This window comes from Candidatus Nitrosopumilus sp. bin_6a, assembly GCF_054095695.1.
Genome location: NZ_JBSWSR010000001.1, coordinates 141,273 through 155,685, shown reverse-complemented (window position 1 = coordinate 155,685; position 14,413 = coordinate 141,273). Strand labels below are relative to the sequence as shown.

The window sequence follows — 14,413 nt, the reverse complement described above, 5'->3', positions numbered from 1 at the left end:
AATCCTAATCTAAATAATAAAATGAAAAGAGGGGGGTGTGATTAGTTGGCCAGAGATGGTCTCAAAGTAATTTTGAGTTTGTAGCATGTCAGAATTTCTTTACATCTATTTCTGATGGTGACTTCTGTGACTCCTGCAATACTTGAAACATCTCTTTGTAGAACGTTCTGTCCAAGTAAAACTGATGCCACATACAGATATGCTGCGGCAATTCCATTTGGAGCCTTTCCATCAGCAATACTGCTGTCTTTAGTTTTTTCTGCAATTTCCAAGGCTAGTCTTTCAACTCTTACCTCTGTATGTGTCATGTTTGCTATCTTTGAGATGTATTTGTCCATGGTAACAACTGGTGCATGTAATTGTCCCATTTCCATTACCATGGTTCTGTAGTATCTAGCTGCAAGTTTTGTTTTTGATTTGACATCTTTTGCTGGACAAATTCCTCGGCAAATCTCTTCTAATGATCTTACTACGTCACATTGTTTACATGCCATGTAAATTGTAGCAGCTGTTATGCTTACTACTGATTTTCCTTTTACATCCACATGTCCATCCAAGTTTCTGTATATCATAGATGCAGTTTCCAAAACATTTTTTGAAAGATTAAGACCTTCACATGTTTCGCCCATTTTTGCTAAAACATTTGCTAATCTTCTTTCTCTTGGTGTGGAAACTCTTACTCTTTGTTGCCACTTTCTGAGATTGTTCATTTGGCCTGCGACTTCGCGGTTGATTGTTTTTCCGCTAAAGTCTTTTGCACTGATTGAAATCTCAGTAGTTATTCCCAAATCATGTTGAGAATAGGTTGTTTGTCCTGTTGCTCTTGCAAGCTTCATCTTGTCTTCGAAGTTTGAGCTTATTGTTTCTGGACCAAAATCTGCAATCTGATCATCGACGACCACGCCGCAACCAGAACAGATTATTTCACCATTCTGCATGTCATCTACTAATGTAGATCTACATTCAGGACAGTTTTGTTTTTCTAGTATGTTCATCATTTTCTTCTCCTAAATTTTTTTGGTTTGTTAGCAGGAGATTCTTGAGATGCGAAAACGTTTTTGCCAATGTATTTTTTGATATTGTTTGTCAATGGCGTTGCTGATGCAAACGGCCTATTTACTGGACCTATCATTTCATTTACTTTTGCAACTCTAGTTCCCTTTTCGTCACAGAGTATCTGTCCTTCAACTAATTCTTTTGATAGTTGAATGATTACCCTGCCACTACCGGCTAGGTGCATTATTTCGCCTACCTCCTGCAATTAGAATTAGTAATTATTGTATTCTTATCATAGACTTCTGTCAACTTTACTTTAGCTAAGAGCTAGATTTGATTTTATTTTGTCTGCTTTGATCTTTTATGCACTAACTTTTCTGAAATTTTGTTAAGAATTTTTGTCTTCGAGGATCCTTTTGGTACAATAACATAGCCTGACCTTACGAACGGTCTTTTTGGGAATCTCACTTTATCATCTGACTCTGTGATTTCAAAACCGCTGGCTTGAGTAGCATCCATCAATTCTTTTAATGAAGGATCAAACACACATCTTTCTAATCCTAATCGTCTGCCTTTAGATTTTTTTAAATTCTTGTTGAAATAATCCAACCAGATTACGACATGCTCGTAATCTTTCATTTTATTCCTTTAGTAAAATTGCGTTGACGATTCCGTTTTGTCCTGGTTTTGAAACTACTCTGCACTTTCCTTCTTGTGTTTCAAGAATTGCACCTTTTGTAATGATGCCTCGTCTTTTGTAATCGTTGTTTGTTGTGTTGTCTAATACTTTGATGATTTTTGTTTTCTTTACTTTAGCATCTCCAGTTGCTAGGTTAACAAAATCAATTGCTTTCAAAGCTGTTTTTTTATTTTTACCTCTAACATCTCTTGTAACTGTTATTTGAGCACCGTTAATTGGTTCATTTGGATATCTATCAGTTTCATATTTTCTTCTGATTCTTAATGGAACTCTTCTTCCTCCAGTAATCTTGCTGGTTGCTAAGTTCTCTACGGATTTTCTCACGAAATGATGTCTGAATCACTCTAATTTATACAAAACGCAAAAAATTAGCCATAAAGTAAAAAATCTACTCAGTTTACTTCTGTAGCAATTTGTGGAGTAGCTGTTTGTCTGCTGGCAGTTTTTCTTACTTTGGAGAATAATCTTTGTTTTAGATCTTCCACGTCTCCTTGAATTCCAAAATATTTTTGGAATTTTTCAGTTGTTGTGTAAATTTTCATTCGTCCAACATTTTGATGACTGACATAGTCTAACTGTCTTAGTTCTTTGAGATGTGCATATACTCCTGATCCTCTTGTTTCAACAAGTTGTTTTGATGATATTGGTTGCATGTATGCTATGTAAGATAATGTTTTGAGTGTTGCATTTGGAAGAACTGGTTTTGACGCATATCTTTTGACAGTAGCACTGTATTCTGGTTTTAATTGCATTACATAAGAGCCATCTGGAAGCATTACAATTTCCAATGCTTTGAATGCCGACTTTGTTTTTTTCATTATGCTTTCAAGTAATTCTAGAGTTTTAGTTCTTGATTCCGTGCCTGATGCTCTTACTATGTCTTCTACTCTTAATGGTCTTCCAGCTGAATACAATGCAGCTTCTATTCTTGCTGTTGCTTCATCTAAATTCTCTATTTTTGCCAATATTTCCCCCCTGATTAATTTACTAACTCATCTTTCATAAGGATGATTTTAATGTCATCGTCAACCTGCTCTAGATCTACTTTTTGGTCTCTTGCTAAAAATAATGCTGCAAAGAAACATCTGATTGAATCTACTTGATCCAAATCTGCAATAATGTCTTGTAATAAACCAAATCCTGTTGCTGCTATTTTTTTCATTATCAAGTCTTCATACTTTCCAATTATGCTTTCAAGTGAAATGAAAAATTCTTGGAAATCTGGTGCTTCAATAGGTTCTATCTCCAATGATTTATTGCGTCTGGATTGTGGGTTTGCAATTGTTCCAATTAGATTTTGTAATAATCCTAACAAATCATCTAATGAGACTGGATATGTGGACTCGTGTCTGTATGGGATATCGATTAATTCAATATCTATGTCTGTTCTTTGGTGCATTGGTTTTTTCTCCATTGCAGCTTTTTGTAATGCAAAAATACTCTCTACTTTCATTCTGTAAATTAATGATGATGACAATGCAGCCATTCCTGCTACCTTTAGATCTTTTTTTCCTGTTTTTTCAAGAATCTTGATCAACAAATTCAAAATCTGAATAAGATCAATTTCCCAAACATCTTTTTTAACAACTGCCGATGGACTAAACAGGATGTTTACTGGTTCCTGAGAAATACTATTGGGAGTTTGGGTTTCACTCACATCATAACTCTTTGTCTATTCAATAATATCTAAGGGCTCTATTTTTTTCTCACATCCAGTCAACTCTTATATTGTTAGTATGAGAAATCGAATTATGAAATCAGCTAGGATCACCGGCCCTAATGAGCCGCTTGCATTATCTGAAACTGAGACTCCTAAACCTCAAGGCCCTCAAGTTCTAGTCAAGGTGTCTTCTGTAGGTGTGTGTCATAGTGATTTACACTTGTGGGAAGGGGGATACGATCTAGGTGATGGTCAATTCATGAAAGTCACTGATAGAGGCGTAAAATATCCTGTAACTCCTGGACATGAAATTGTCGGCACTGTTGAACAAATAGGTGATGGTGTCTCTAATGTTTCAATTGGAGATGCTGTTCTAGTTTACCCTTGGATTGGATGTGGAGAATGTCCTGCATGTAAGGTTGAAAATGAAAATCTATGTGACGCTCCAAGATCTATGGGTGTTTTCCAAGATGGTGGTTATTCTGATTATGCTTTAATTCCTAATTCTAAATATTTAGCAAAACTTGACGGTGTTGATCCTGATGCAGCTACTTCTATTGCTTGCTCTGGACTTACTGCATACACTGCAATCAAAAAGGCAAACCAAAATTCACCCGAGTTTTTGGTGATTGTTGGAGCTGGTGGCCTTGGATTAATGGGAGTTCAAATTGCTAGTGCTATCACTGATGCTAAGATTATTTGTGTCGATTTAGATGATGCAAAATTAGAAACTGCAAAAAATATGGGTGCTCATTTTACTGTCAACTCTAAAGATCCTGAAACTGTCAAAAAGATTCTTTCAATATGTAATGGTAAGGGTGCTGACAGTGTAGTTGATTTTGTCAATGCTCCTCCAACAGTAAAAACAGGTTTAGCTGTTTTAAGAAAAAGAGGAAATCTTGTGTTGGTAGGGCTCTTTGGAGGCTCTTTAGAAATTTCACTAGTTACCATTCCAATGAAATCCATAATCATTCAAGGTGCGTATACTGGAAATTACAATGACATGGTGGAGCTTCTTGATCTTGCACGAAAAGGCACAATCAATCCTGTAATTTCTAAACGATATTCTTTAACTGAAGCAAATAATGCTCTTGAGGATCTTAAAGCCCGAAAAATTCTTGGACGTGCAGTAATCAATCCATAATTCTGTGTGTTGCTCTAAAATTTTATAACAGAAAAAAATTCAGTAATACTGTTGGATACTAAAACAAGTTGTGAAGTCGCACTAACTCATCTTAAAAATAAACAATTCATTACAGCCCATACCTTACTTTTAGAACAAGCTGAATCACTAAAAAAATCTGAATTACTAAAATCTGCTTTATTGTATATGCTTGCTGGCGAATGTAAAACTCGTCAAGGAAAAACGTCTGAAAATGAAATTAAAGAAGCTGGTGAATTATTTCTAAAGTATTCCAATGCAAAAAATTCTACAAATGTAAAAGGTGCATTACTATGTGCTTCTAAATGCTTGTTAAATTTAGGTGAGTTTGACAAAGCTAAAGATGCATATCAAAAAGCAAAAAGTATCTTGTTGGCTCCAATTCAAGTAACTAGACCTATTATGATAATTGATGATAGTGATGCAATTTCTATGAAATTAAAAACATATGTTGAAAAACTAGGCTATTCTGATATTCATGTTTTTAAAAATGGAAAAGAAGGTTTGAAGGGTTGTAAAGAAATTATTTCTAAAAACAAAGAGCCTATAGTGCTTCTTGATATGGGGTTGCCTGATCTTGAAGGTGATGTTGTTGCTACAAAATTGGTCAAAGAAAAAATTGATTTGCAAATCATTGTTATCACAGCTGATGAAAAAACCACTGCACGTGTTCACAATACTTTGAGTACTGGGGTTTCTGCATTTATTCAAAAACCATTCACAATTGATGAGGTTAAAAAAGCAATTGATGTTGCAGAGTCTGAATATTCTATATTACAATAAAAGTAAGGACATGTTTAAAATATTCACATCTTTGATGTCTATTTCATTTATCCTGTAATCTATTAATTCATCTGAAAATTTTTCTACAATTTTTTGAGATGTGTTTGATTTTTCAGAGTTTACTTGTAGCAAAATAAGCATGTTCCATTCCCCTTCCATGTTTGATACTAGAAGATAGTTATCTAATTTCGTGATGAATTCTTTGATAGAATCTTTTACAGCTTCTAGTGATTTTGAAGGTTTTAATTTCATTAACACTGCTTGATATTCATTTATCCCTGATACATCTGTTAGAACAGCTTTGTATCCTTTGATGATTCCGCTTTTCTCTAGTCTTTCTATCCTTTTTCTGATTGTTCTATCTGATACATCATGCCCTGATTTTTTTAATTCTGCTGCAATTTCTTTTGAGGGTGTTCTTGCATTGTCATTTAGAATTTCTATGATTTTTTGATCTACTTTATCTAGATTGGACCATGCATCCTCACTCATAATTATACAAAATTTTAATGCTTTTTGTATTTTTGCTTAAATTCCCTTTGTTTTCTTTATTGTACTGTGTTATTTTTCTAAAATCCACCCTGAATCCATCACTTCTTGGTCTTCGGTCTCTCCAATGTTTGTGGCATATCTCCATATGGCTGGAAATTCAGGAATCATTTTTTCTTTAATTTTTAAAAGAGATTCTATTTCTGAATTTAGATTGGCATCTGCATTTTCATGCTCTTTGCAGAATTTACATTTTTGATCCAGTGTTATTGGATCTGATTCAATCAACGGATATGCTGTACATGCTAATGGTCTTTCATTGTAAATTTTACATGGGTATCCGCCATGCGGTGATTTTTTTCCGCTGATTGTATCTAAAAATGGACATGTATTACCATTTTTTTCAGAGCCCATTAATTGATATGCCAAAATTTTACTTGGACTAGAATCACCTCTTTTAGAAATTCCTATTCTTGGCAAAATTTTGATTTTTAATTTGTTTTTGTTTGCAAGTTGTTCAATTCTGTCTTTTTCCTCTGGAAGAATTAACACTCCTATTTTGCCAAATTTTTTACTTGGATAGTATTCTCTTTCAATACAGCATTGAGCACAATCTTCTATACAATGAAATTCCACATTTAATTTCTGTATCTTGACTAAAAATCTCTTATGAATGGTTTTGTTGGTTTTCTTCCTGAAAACCCTATCAGTTATATGCGTATCATGATGAGAAACATCATGGGTAAGCGCCAAGTAAAAAATGAAAGTGCCTTAAAGGAAATTCGATTGCCTGAAGAAGGAGAACTCTTTGGACGTGTCTTGAAAATGCTTGGAGGAGAAAATGTTATGATCAAATGTGATGATGGTATTACTCGACGTGGAAGAATTCGTGGTAAACTAAAGAGAAGAGTTTGGATCAGGGATAATGATATTGTAATTATTGCTCCTTGGGATTTCAAAGATGCTGAACGTGGTGATATTGTTTGGAGATTTACTTTGCCTCAAGTTGAATGGCTTAAAGAAAATAATCACATTCCAAAAGATTTCTAGTCTCCTACTTAATTTCATTTTGATACCTTAGTTAATATAGTGAGTTAGTTGTTTTAGAATCAAATGGAACAAGGCACAGTAAAGTGGTTTAACCGTACTAAAGGCTTTGGTTTTATTGAAAGAGAAGGTGGAGACGATCTATTTGTTCACAAATCAGATGTTGACGGATTCATCAACGAAGGCGATAAAGTCGAGTTTGTAGTAGGCGAAGGTCAAAAAGGACCAGCAGCACAACAAGTCAAAAAAACAGCATAGGCAATAAGTTTTTTATTTTAAGATTTCATCTTTGTTTTCTTAAACTAGTCTATCTTTTTCTTATTTTTAAAATATTTTCAATTAATCATCTACGCCAACCAACAAAATTGGACAGTGAACATTTTCTTGAACTTGTTTTGCCACACTACCAATCTTAAGAAATGATTTGTAATTGGGAATTTTTCTCTTTTTCCCCATTATGATAAGATCAATTTGTTCCTCGTTTGAATATTTGATGATGGTCTCTGAAGGATTCCCGATTCTGAATATTCCTTTACAGTCTATTCCTTCTTTTTTACATCTCTCTACGCGTTCAGCAAGAAATTCTTTTACATTTTTTTCTACATGAGAAAAGATTTTCTCTATTTGCGTTTTGACATCTTTTTCATCTTTTCTTATCACTCCAAAACTGTGATCATGCCAAGTATGTATTACATATAGAATTATAATTTTTGATGATTCTAATTTTGATATGTGAATTGCATGTTTTAAAGCCTTATCTCCTGTATCTGTACCTCCATGAGGAACCAATATTGTTTTGTACATGTCCTTGATTCAATAAGTGAGATAATTAAGTTACATGGCTGGAAATTTCTTCTGAGTTAAATTCTATCTAGATTTATGTCAAAAACAAACCCCAAAAAATCATTTAGATTAATAATGGCATCCAAAATATGGTAAATAGAAATTAGTGAATATTTTGTTTGAAAATTATTATCTTGTGTTGGTTTCCTTTATTATTTCGATTGCGTTATTTTTCTTAGCCCGATATCTAATCAACAAAAAAATGAAGAATTTGAGTGGCGCTCAAAAACTATTGGGGATAGCATCTCTCCTTATCATAATCTCTGAAATTGCATATTTGGGAGCATCTCTAGGATTGTTTGAAATTGCATTAGAAGTAATTACTTCAATAGGTGTGGGGATGGTGATATTTGGAATTGCATTACAACACCAGCTAAAAAATATCGCTGCAGGCATTGGGGTTTTTTTCAGTTCTGATATTAACATTGGAGATTCAATTACCATCAATGACATACACGGAGTGATAATAGAAATTCACTTGACAAAAATCATTGCATTAACTGAAGATGGTGGAAGAATTATCATCCCGACCCAAAAACTCGCAGAAGATGTTGCAATAGTATACAACAAACAAAGAAAATCTCATTAGATTTACTTGCTGATAATCATGTGTTTTTTGATGAGTTATTCAACCTGATCTTTTGAAAATTTGTGGTCCCGCGGGGCGGAATTGAACCACCGACAACCCGGTTTCTGTATGCCTGATATGCTGTTTTTCGGTCAGCCATCTAAAGCCAACAACTACAGCCGGAAGCTCTACCAGGCTGAGCTACCACGGGACAAAAAAACGAGGATCAATACTATTAAAAAACTATCGTAGATAATCTTCCATATGTGATCGTTAGATTATCTAAAGCATAAATACTCTGAAAAATGGTTAACGTATAATGTCGAAATTAGAATTGTCTTATTCTGGTTATGTATGTGCCCCATATCTGCATAATCATAAATCTGTTGAACTAAAAGAAAATTGGATGAAATCAAAAAATATCGAAAATCTATATTTTGTAACTGGTACTTTTTCTAGTGAAAGTAAACCCTATTTTTCTGACTCTACAAATCATTATCTTTTAGCAAAATTCAATGATGGCGAAGATGTCTCTGAGATTCTTTCTGAACATAACCAAGACAAAACATCTTTTATGTTTAACATGAAAGATGAACTTTTCAAACGAGAGGTTGTAGGAAAAATCAATTTCATCTCTGTATATTATTTGGAATATGGTGATGATGGAGAAGATCTACAAGAAATTGCAAATCTTTTACTAAAAAGAGATAAAATCGAGGTAGCTGGATTGGGAAATATGAATACATTTTGTTCAAAACCTCCAAAATTTACATTTCCTTACTCTGAAAATATCGTAGTAATTGAAGTTGCAAGTGAAAAAAGCCATCAAAGTGTAAAGCAATATTGTGATCAAACTAAACGAGATGCAAATAGAAAAGGGATGGCAATGTCTAATTTATTGAATCTTTCAATTCTTGAACAACTAAAGTAGAAAAGTTAAATATTCGACCAAAAACTGTTTTTCATGAGTAAACCATCTGATCTTGGTTCTTTAAAAATCGGTTCATACATCCTACTACCTCATTCTGATCAACCTAGTGGGGAGCCATGTAGAATTGTTGAATATGATACATCAAAACCAGGAAAACACGGTGCAGCAAAAGCAAGAATTGTTGGAGAAGGAATTTTTGATGGTCAAAAAAGACCTCATGTGGGCCCTGTAAGCATGCAAATTCACGTTCCAATGATTAACAAGAAAGTAGGCCAAATTATCTCAATTAATGGTGATACCATACAAGTTATGGATTCTGAATCATTTGAGACTGTTGATATTTCTTTGATTGATGATGAAGTCAAAGGCAAATTGGAAAATGGTCAAAATGTAGAATACTGGGTTGTAATGGATAGAACTAAAATAATGCGCATTAAGAACTAGTGCGGATGCTGATGATTATCGGAAAAGCCGTCTGATTTATGATGACGATTATGAGTATTGAAGCGTCCTTTTTGAATAAACTTAAAAAATTTCCCCAGTTGTATCTTTTCTAGATTATGAAATTAGCTTCTCTCTTTTCTGGTGGAAAAGATAGCACATATGCAATTTATCTTGCACAAAAACAAGGTCATGAAATAAGATGTCTGTTGAGCATTTTTCCAAAATCTGATGAAAGTCATTTACTGCATCATCCAAATATTCAATGGACAAAATTACAATCAACATCAATGAATATTCAGCAATTAACTATTACATCTAATTCTGATCAAACTGATGACGAACTATCTGTAATGGAAAATTTATTACAAATTGCAAAAGAACAGTTTGAAATTGAAGGAATAGTCCATGGAGGAATAAAAAGTAAATTTCAAAAAGATAAATTTCAAAGTATTTGTTCTAAATTAAATTTAATTGTCATTGCACCATTATGGGGATTGGACCCAGAACAATACATGAATGATTTAATTGATTCTGACTTTGATTTTATTTTGACTACTGTGTCTTCAGATGGATTAAATGATTCTTGGTTGGGAAAATCTATCTCAAAATCTGATGTTGTTACTCTGAAAAATTTATCTGAAAAATTTGGATTTAATCTAAATTTTGAAGGTGGTGAGGCCGAAACATTTGTAATTAATTGCCCTCTTTTTACCAATTCGATCAAAATCAATCAATCTCAAAAACAATGGGATGGATACCGAGGAAGGTTTGAAATAGTGGATGCTGAGTTAAATTATCATGCTTGATGGTCTAAAGAATAGCTTAGGCGACGCAATCAAAAAAATTGTAAAATCTTCTGGAATAGATGAAGAACTTATCAAAGAACTATCTAAAGATGTCCAAAGAGCATTACTCCAATCTGATGTTAATGTACGACTGGTTCTTGAAATCACAAAACACCTTGAGGAACGTGCTCTCAATGAGACACCTCCTCCCGGTCTTTCACGTAAAGATCACATTGTAAAAATCCTTTATGATGAACTATCGAAATTACTTGGCAATGAATCTGAATTTGATTTTAAGCCTGGAAAACAAAACAAGATTATTTTGCTTGGAATTCAAGGTAGCGGCAAAACAACTGTTACGTCAAAACTTGCTAAATTTTTAACCCGACAGGGATACAAAGTTGGCGTTGTGGGGGCTGATACCTACAGACCTGGAGCACTAGTCCAACTTCGAACAATGTGCGAAAAATCCAATGTTGAGGTGTATGGTGAAGAAAATAACAAAGACTCTCCAAATATTGTCAAAAATGGTCTAAAACATTTTGCAGGTCAACCATTAGACGTAGTTTTGATTGATACAGCTGGTCGTCATAAAGAAGAGCAGGACTTGCTTGATGAAATGGATAGGATTAACAAAGTGGCAGAACCTGATTTGGCCTTACTTGTAATTGATGGTACTATAGGGCAACAATGTTTCAATCAAGCTGAAGCATTTCATAAGACTATTCCTGTAGGAGGTGTAATAATTACAAAATTAGACAGCTCTGCAAAAGGTGGTGGTGCTCTCGCAGCATCTGCAGCTACTGGTGCACAAATAATGTACATAGGAACTGGCGAACGAATTGATGATTTAGAAAAATTCTCTCCAACTAGATTTGTCGGTAGATTACTTGGCATGGGTGATATCCAAGCCGTCTTGGATTTAGCTAAACGATTAGAAAATGAAGGTGACGATGTTAGGATGAAAAGAATTTCTAGTGGAAAAATGAACATGGATGATTTCTTTTATCAGTTAGAAGAAGTCACTAAAGTTGGTTCTCTTCAAGGACTTTTAGACAGCATGCCTGGACTTTCTGGAATGGTAAAAGGAGATCAAGTAAATCAAATGGAAGGAAGAGTTTCAAAATGGCGTTACATAATTCAAAGCATGACCAAAGCCGAAAAAGCAGATCCTGATTTGTTAAATTCATCTAGAATCAAAAGAATTTCTCGTGGCTCTGGATGGCCTGAAGGTGAAGTTAAGGAATTGATTAAAAATTACAAAAATTCTAAGAATATGATGAAAGCCTCTAAGGGCCGTCAGATGCAAGGCACTCTTAGAAAAATGGGATTAGGGTAAAATACAAATTCTAATCCAACATGTTAAACTCTCAGCAAATTATTCATACTGTGAATAAAATTAACAAAAAATACACTTTGTGCGATTATTGTTTGGGTAGGTTGTTCTCAAAACAATTACATCTCTCGTCAAATAGACTTCTTGGTAAAAAACTCAATAATTCACAAAACTCTGCAGAAAGATGTTATATCTGTAAAAATTTGTTTGATAATTTAGATCATTTTTTAAAACTAATCCTTGATGCTTCATCTAATTACACTTTTTCTACATTTGGTATTGGTGTAATAATTAAACCATCAATTATTGATAGAGATGATTCTATTAGATCTGAATTCAAACTTAAAGGAATTGATAGCATAAAGGCAGATGTCGCAAAAGAATTGGGAAAATTATTCTCTCGGAAAACTAAAAAAAGAACAACTCTTCTTGATCCTGAAATTATGTTTACGCTGAATCTAAAAGATGAGCTGTGTCAATTGCGTTCAAAACCCATCACTATTTCAGGCAGATATGTTAAACCAAAAAGAGGATTTCCTCAGAAACAAAAGCCATGTGATAATTGTTCAGGAAAAGGATGCCGAGTATGTGATTTTCATGGCATTGCAGAGTTTGATAGTGTAGAAGGAGTAATTTCAAAATTTATTTTTAAGAAATTTGGTGGAATGACTGCAAAATTTACTTGGATTGGTGGAGAAGACAAATCCAGTTTAGTTTTGGGATCTGGCAGGCCTTTTTTTGTCAAAATACAAAACCCTGTCAAGAGAAAATCAAAATTGCCCGATATCACGATTAATTCAATCAATCTGCATAATCTAAAATTGATTAATGAATCTCCAAAAAGATCAATAAAATTCACTTCTACAATTCGCGTAAAAATTTCTACAGGAGACAAAATTAATTCAAAATATCTCACAAAATTAAAAGAACTTGAAACTAATCCTGTAGTGGTTTATGAGAAATCTGGAAAACGTTCTGAAAAGAAAATTTTTGATGTGAAATACAAAAAAGATTCAATGAATTCATTTACTTTAACTATAAAGGCTGAAGGCGGCCTTCCTATCAAACGATTTGTTATCGGCGACGATGTTGTTCCCAATGTTGCCAAAATCCTTGAAACATCATGCATATCCAAAGAATTTGATTTTCTAGAAATCATGGTCAATGATAACAATTAACTAGCGCTATATCTCGTAATTTATCATGCCATTGAGAAAAAAAGGTAAACATCAAAGACATGCTGATCAAAGAGCCGACACACGCAAAAAAAAGAAAGCCGGCAAACCACGTTCCTGATCTAATCAACCTTTTTACATTCAAAACTGTCGAGGGGTAATGTTGGATCCGCTAGTACGTCTAAAAGATGCGCATTCTAAAGGAGTAATTCCTGATGATGTTTTTGATTTAACTATGAAGCGATTCCCTCTTGTAATTGGAGGTATCAATAGAATTGAAAAGGCATCTGGAATACGATATCCTATAGCATACGTTGAACCTTCTCTTGTTGTTTCATCCCCTGATCCTAATTCTTATCAGTATGGAATCTTGTTTGCACGAACTATTCCTGTCGTGTTTGAGGATAAATTTCAAGTTGTAATCCAAATTTCTGCACCTTTGGTTGCATATGGATTAAAGGGAACAATACATGCTATTTTGGCTCATGAGTTTTTACATTTTCTAGATTTGATGCGAAAAATTTCAAAGATGGAATTATTATCTGATGAGATTTCTGGAAATTTGTTTGAAAATGTTTACAGCGATGAAACTAGGTTGTTTGAACCTCGGGCTGTATTCAATGATCGTACACTTCTAAATCATATTACAAAGAAATTTCCTGCTGGATTCCGTGATTTTAAACTTGAGGATAAAGTTATGAAATTTTGGGCCGATAGAAATCTTCCAAAATCTAACATTTCCTTAGATACAAACACAATCAAACTGTCTGCTGAATCTCTTTCTAAGATTAAACTTGACCCTGCTTTTATTTCAAAAATGGAACTATTGGAAGAAAAAAGCTCAAAAATTCACAAAAAGAAATTGTATTAAATAATTTTAAAATAATTTTTTTATTGATTAAACTCTGTTAATCCACATTTACCGCATGTGTTTCTATCTTTATGCTGTGCCATGAAAGTTCCTTTTCCACATCTTGAACAGACTTTTCTTGTTCTTGATGTTTTATCGCCATCAACTTTGTAATAAGATGCAATATTTGGACTAGATCCTTTTTTACCTTTTTTTTCTACTGGCATTATTCAGACTTCTCCTCTTCTTTAGCTTCTGGGGTTTCAGCATCTGCCTTAACCTCTGCATCTTCAGCTGGTGCCTCTTCTGCAGTGGCCTCTTTTGCTGCTGCCTCGGCTTCTGCAATTTTAGCTTTAGTTTTTTCTAGTCTTGAAAATATTGTTGGATTGATGTGTTTTTTTGCCAATCCTTCATCATCATAAACATAGAATGTACCTGTAACGAGAGATTTGCCTACATGAGTTTTCAATCTCATTGGGATTACAACTTTGCCGTCAAGTTTGAATTCTTTTGTAACCATATCTGCAGCTTCAAGGCTTTTGAGCTTACCTCCCAATCCTGCAAAATTACACGTTAACTCTCTTCTTGATAGAAAGCCATTATCTACGTCTGCAATTGTCTCGATTATGGACATGTATCCAAAA

The 14,413-nt window shown here is 33.9% G+C and carries 22 protein-coding genes and 1 tRNA gene; 11 read left to right on the top strand and 12 right to left on the bottom strand.

Features of this window, described 5'->3' with window-relative positions:
- Positions 1 to 41: 41 nt before the first annotated feature.
- The 6 genes from ACW9XA_RS00965 to ACW9XA_RS00940 form a co-directional block, all read right to left on the bottom strand.
- Positions 42 to 995 (bottom strand): transcription initiation factor IIB, encoded by a 954-nt coding sequence (locus ACW9XA_RS00965; RefSeq protein ID WP_457762846.1) that lies wholly within the window; start codon positions 993 to 995, stop codon positions 42 to 44.
- On the bottom strand, positions 995 to 1,261 hold the full coding sequence (locus ACW9XA_RS00960) for an H/ACA ribonucleoprotein complex subunit GAR1 (RefSeq protein WP_457762584.1): 267 nt from the start codon (positions 1,259 to 1,261) through the stop codon (positions 995 to 997). Before ACW9XA_RS00960 ends, ACW9XA_RS00965 begins: the two co-directional genes overlap by 1 nt.
- 74 nt (positions 1,262 to 1,335) lie before the next feature.
- Positions 1,336 to 1,635 carry a signal recognition particle subunit SRP19/SEC65 family protein gene (locus tag ACW9XA_RS00955; RefSeq protein WP_457762583.1) on the bottom strand — a complete coding sequence of 100 codons (300 nt, stop codon included), beginning with the start codon at positions 1,633 to 1,635 and terminating at the stop codon, positions 1,336 to 1,338.
- A 1-nt stretch (position 1,636) separates the two neighbouring features.
- Positions 1,637 to 2,020, bottom strand: a complete 384-nt coding sequence (locus tag ACW9XA_RS00950; RefSeq protein WP_457762582.1) for a 30S ribosomal protein S8e — start codon at positions 2,018 to 2,020, stop codon at positions 1,637 to 1,639.
- A 68-nt stretch (positions 2,021 to 2,088) separates the two neighbouring features.
- Positions 2,089 to 2,661: an SMC-Scp complex subunit ScpB gene (scpB, locus tag ACW9XA_RS00945; RefSeq protein ID WP_457762581.1), complete on the bottom strand. Its 573-nt coding sequence runs from the start codon at positions 2,659 to 2,661 to the stop codon at positions 2,089 to 2,091.
- 14 nt (positions 2,662 to 2,675) lie between these two features.
- Entirely contained in the window at positions 2,676 to 3,353 is a 678-nt protein-coding gene (locus ACW9XA_RS00940; RefSeq protein WP_457762580.1) for a chromosome segregation protein ScpA, read from the bottom strand.
- A gap of 94 nt (positions 3,354 to 3,447) precedes the next feature.
- On the opposite strand from ACW9XA_RS00940, the gene ACW9XA_RS00935 reads away from it, so the two are divergent.
- Both ACW9XA_RS00935 and ACW9XA_RS00930 read left to right on the top strand, forming a co-directional pair.
- Positions 3,448 to 4,500: an alcohol dehydrogenase gene (locus ACW9XA_RS00935; RefSeq protein WP_457762579.1), complete on the top strand. Its 1,053-nt coding sequence runs from the start codon at positions 3,448 to 3,450 to the stop codon at positions 4,498 to 4,500.
- A 51-nt stretch (positions 4,501 to 4,551) separates the two neighbouring features.
- A complete protein-coding gene (locus ACW9XA_RS00930) occupies positions 4,552 to 5,301 on the top strand; it encodes a response regulator (protein ID WP_457762578.1) in 750 nt (249 codons plus the stop codon).
- Here ACW9XA_RS00930 and ACW9XA_RS00925 read toward each other — a convergent pair.
- Positions 5,293 to 5,793, bottom strand: coding sequence for an Lrp/AsnC family transcriptional regulator (locus tag ACW9XA_RS00925; protein ID WP_457762577.1), 501 nt, complete (start codon positions 5,791 to 5,793; stop codon positions 5,293 to 5,295). The two genes, ACW9XA_RS00930 and ACW9XA_RS00925, sit on opposite strands and share 9 nt — an antisense overlap.
- A gap of 69 nt (positions 5,794 to 5,862) precedes the next feature.
- Positions 5,863 to 6,426 carry a YkgJ family cysteine cluster protein gene (locus tag ACW9XA_RS00920; RefSeq protein WP_457762576.1) on the bottom strand — a complete coding sequence of 188 codons (564 nt, stop codon included), beginning with the start codon at positions 6,424 to 6,426 and terminating at the stop codon, positions 5,863 to 5,865.
- Positions 6,427 to 6,528: 102 nt separating this feature from the next.
- Here ACW9XA_RS00920 and ACW9XA_RS00915 point away from each other — a divergent pair, with 102 nt between their 5' ends.
- Both ACW9XA_RS00915 and ACW9XA_RS00910 read left to right on the top strand, forming a co-directional pair.
- A complete protein-coding gene (locus ACW9XA_RS00915) occupies positions 6,529 to 6,840 on the top strand; it encodes a translation initiation factor eIF-1A (protein ID WP_300325301.1) in 312 nt (103 codons plus the stop codon).
- A 63-nt stretch (positions 6,841 to 6,903) separates the two neighbouring features.
- Positions 6,904 to 7,095: a cold-shock protein gene (locus tag ACW9XA_RS00910; RefSeq protein ID WP_014964711.1), complete on the top strand. Its 192-nt coding sequence runs from the start codon at positions 6,904 to 6,906 to the stop codon at positions 7,093 to 7,095.
- An 81-nt stretch (positions 7,096 to 7,176) separates the two neighbouring features.
- Here ACW9XA_RS00910 and ACW9XA_RS00905 read toward each other — a convergent pair whose 3' ends face one another.
- Positions 7,177 to 7,641: a universal stress protein gene (locus ACW9XA_RS00905; RefSeq protein ID WP_457762575.1), complete on the bottom strand. Its 465-nt coding sequence runs from the start codon at positions 7,639 to 7,641 to the stop codon at positions 7,177 to 7,179.
- Positions 7,642 to 7,912: 271 nt separating this feature from the next.
- On the opposite strand from ACW9XA_RS00905, the gene ACW9XA_RS00900 reads away from it, so the two are divergent.
- A complete protein-coding gene (locus ACW9XA_RS00900) occupies positions 7,913 to 8,269 on the top strand; it encodes a mechanosensitive ion channel domain-containing protein (RefSeq protein ID WP_457762574.1) in 357 nt (118 codons plus the stop codon).
- A 63-nt stretch (positions 8,270 to 8,332) separates the two neighbouring features.
- Here the strand turns inward: ACW9XA_RS00900 and ACW9XA_RS00895 are convergent.
- Positions 8,333 to 8,459: transfer RNA gene (locus tag ACW9XA_RS00895), tRNA-Tyr, on the bottom strand.
- Positions 8,460 to 8,567: 108 nt separating this feature from the next.
- On the opposite strand from ACW9XA_RS00895, the gene ACW9XA_RS00890 reads away from it, so the two are divergent.
- The 6 genes from ACW9XA_RS00890 to ACW9XA_RS00865 all read left to right on the top strand — a co-directional run bounded on the left by ACW9XA_RS00890 (position 8,568) and on the right by ACW9XA_RS00865 (position 13,790).
- Positions 8,568 to 9,179, top strand: coding sequence for a hypothetical protein (locus ACW9XA_RS00890; RefSeq protein WP_457762573.1), 612 nt, complete (start codon positions 8,568 to 8,570; stop codon positions 9,177 to 9,179).
- 33 nt (positions 9,180 to 9,212) lie between these two features.
- A complete protein-coding gene (locus ACW9XA_RS00885; RefSeq protein WP_457762572.1) occupies positions 9,213 to 9,623 on the top strand; it encodes a translation initiation factor IF-5A in 411 nt (136 codons plus the stop codon).
- Positions 9,624 to 9,739: 116 nt separating this feature from the next.
- Positions 9,740 to 10,429: a diphthine--ammonia ligase gene (locus ACW9XA_RS00880; RefSeq protein WP_457762571.1), complete on the top strand. Its 690-nt coding sequence runs from the start codon at positions 9,740 to 9,742 to the stop codon at positions 10,427 to 10,429.
- A complete protein-coding gene (locus ACW9XA_RS00875) occupies positions 10,422 to 11,747 on the top strand; it encodes a signal recognition particle receptor subunit alpha (protein WP_457762570.1) in 1,326 nt (441 codons plus the stop codon). The genes ACW9XA_RS00880 and ACW9XA_RS00875 overlap by 8 nt, the downstream gene beginning before the upstream one ends.
- Positions 11,748 to 11,797: 50 nt before the next feature.
- Complete coding sequence (locus ACW9XA_RS00870) at positions 11,798 to 12,922, top strand: tRNA pseudouridine(54/55) synthase Pus10 (protein ID WP_457762569.1); 1,125 nt, start codon at positions 11,798 to 11,800, stop codon at positions 12,920 to 12,922.
- A 157-nt stretch (positions 12,923 to 13,079) separates the two neighbouring features.
- On the top strand, positions 13,080 to 13,790 hold the full coding sequence (locus ACW9XA_RS00865; RefSeq protein WP_457762568.1) for a hypothetical protein: 711 nt from the start codon (positions 13,080 to 13,082) through the stop codon (positions 13,788 to 13,790).
- A gap of 20 nt (positions 13,791 to 13,810) precedes the next feature.
- Here the strand turns inward: ACW9XA_RS00865 and ACW9XA_RS00860 are convergent, their stop codons facing one another.
- Entirely contained in the window at positions 13,811 to 13,996 is a 186-nt protein-coding gene (locus ACW9XA_RS00860) for a 30S ribosomal protein S27ae (RefSeq protein ID WP_457762567.1), read from the bottom strand.
- Complete coding sequence (locus ACW9XA_RS00855) at positions 13,996 to 14,403, bottom strand: hypothetical protein (RefSeq protein WP_457762566.1); 408 nt, start codon at positions 14,401 to 14,403, stop codon at positions 13,996 to 13,998. The genes ACW9XA_RS00860 and ACW9XA_RS00855 overlap by 1 nt, the downstream gene beginning before the upstream one ends.
- Positions 14,404 to 14,413: the final 10 nt, after the last annotated feature.

What these genes read in the sequence shown, in the direction of transcription:
- ACW9XA_RS00905 (WP_457762575.1), bottom strand. Translation starts at nt 7,641, where the DNA reads ATGTACAAAACAATATTGGTTCCTCATGGAGGTACAGATACAGGAGAT.
- ACW9XA_RS00935 (WP_457762579.1), top strand. Translation starts at nt 3,448, where the DNA reads ATGAAATCAGCTAGGATCACCGGCCCTAATGAGCCGCTTGCATTATCT.
- ACW9XA_RS00910 (WP_014964711.1), top strand. Translation starts at nt 6,904, where the DNA reads ATGGAACAAGGCACAGTAAAGTGGTTTAACCGTACTAAAGGCTTTGGT.
- ACW9XA_RS00955 (WP_457762583.1), bottom strand. Translation starts at nt 1,635, where the DNA reads ATGAAAGATTACGAGCATGTCGTAATCTGGTTGGATTATTTCAACAAG.
- ACW9XA_RS00915 (WP_300325301.1), top strand. Translation starts at nt 6,529, where the DNA reads ATGGGTAAGCGCCAAGTAAAAAATGAAAGTGCCTTAAAGGAAATTCGA.
- ACW9XA_RS00860 (WP_457762567.1), bottom strand. Translation starts at nt 13,996, where the DNA reads ATGCCAGTAGAAAAAAAAGGTAAAAAAGGATCTAGTCCAAATATTGCA.
- ACW9XA_RS00880 (WP_457762571.1), top strand. Translation starts at nt 9,740, where the DNA reads ATGAAATTAGCTTCTCTCTTTTCTGGTGGAAAAGATAGCACATATGCA.
- ACW9XA_RS00885 (WP_457762572.1), top strand. Translation starts at nt 9,213, where the DNA reads ATGAGTAAACCATCTGATCTTGGTTCTTTAAAAATCGGTTCATACATC.
- ACW9XA_RS00865 (WP_457762568.1), top strand. Translation starts at nt 13,080, where the DNA reads ATGTTGGATCCGCTAGTACGTCTAAAAGATGCGCATTCTAAAGGAGTA.
- ACW9XA_RS00875 (WP_457762570.1), top strand. Translation starts at nt 10,422, where the DNA reads ATGCTTGATGGTCTAAAGAATAGCTTAGGCGACGCAATCAAAAAAATT.
- ACW9XA_RS00890 (WP_457762573.1), top strand. Translation starts at nt 8,568, where the DNA reads ATGTCGAAATTAGAATTGTCTTATTCTGGTTATGTATGTGCCCCATAT.
- ACW9XA_RS00965 (WP_457762846.1), bottom strand. Translation starts at nt 995, where the DNA reads ATGAACATACTAGAAAAACAAAACTGTCCTGAATGTAGATCTACATTA.
- ACW9XA_RS00855 (WP_457762566.1), bottom strand. Translation starts at nt 14,403, where the DNA reads ATGTCCATAATCGAGACAATTGCAGACGTAGATAATGGCTTTCTATCA.
- ACW9XA_RS00925 (WP_457762577.1), bottom strand. Translation starts at nt 5,793, where the DNA reads ATGAGTGAGGATGCATGGTCCAATCTAGATAAAGTAGATCAAAAAATC.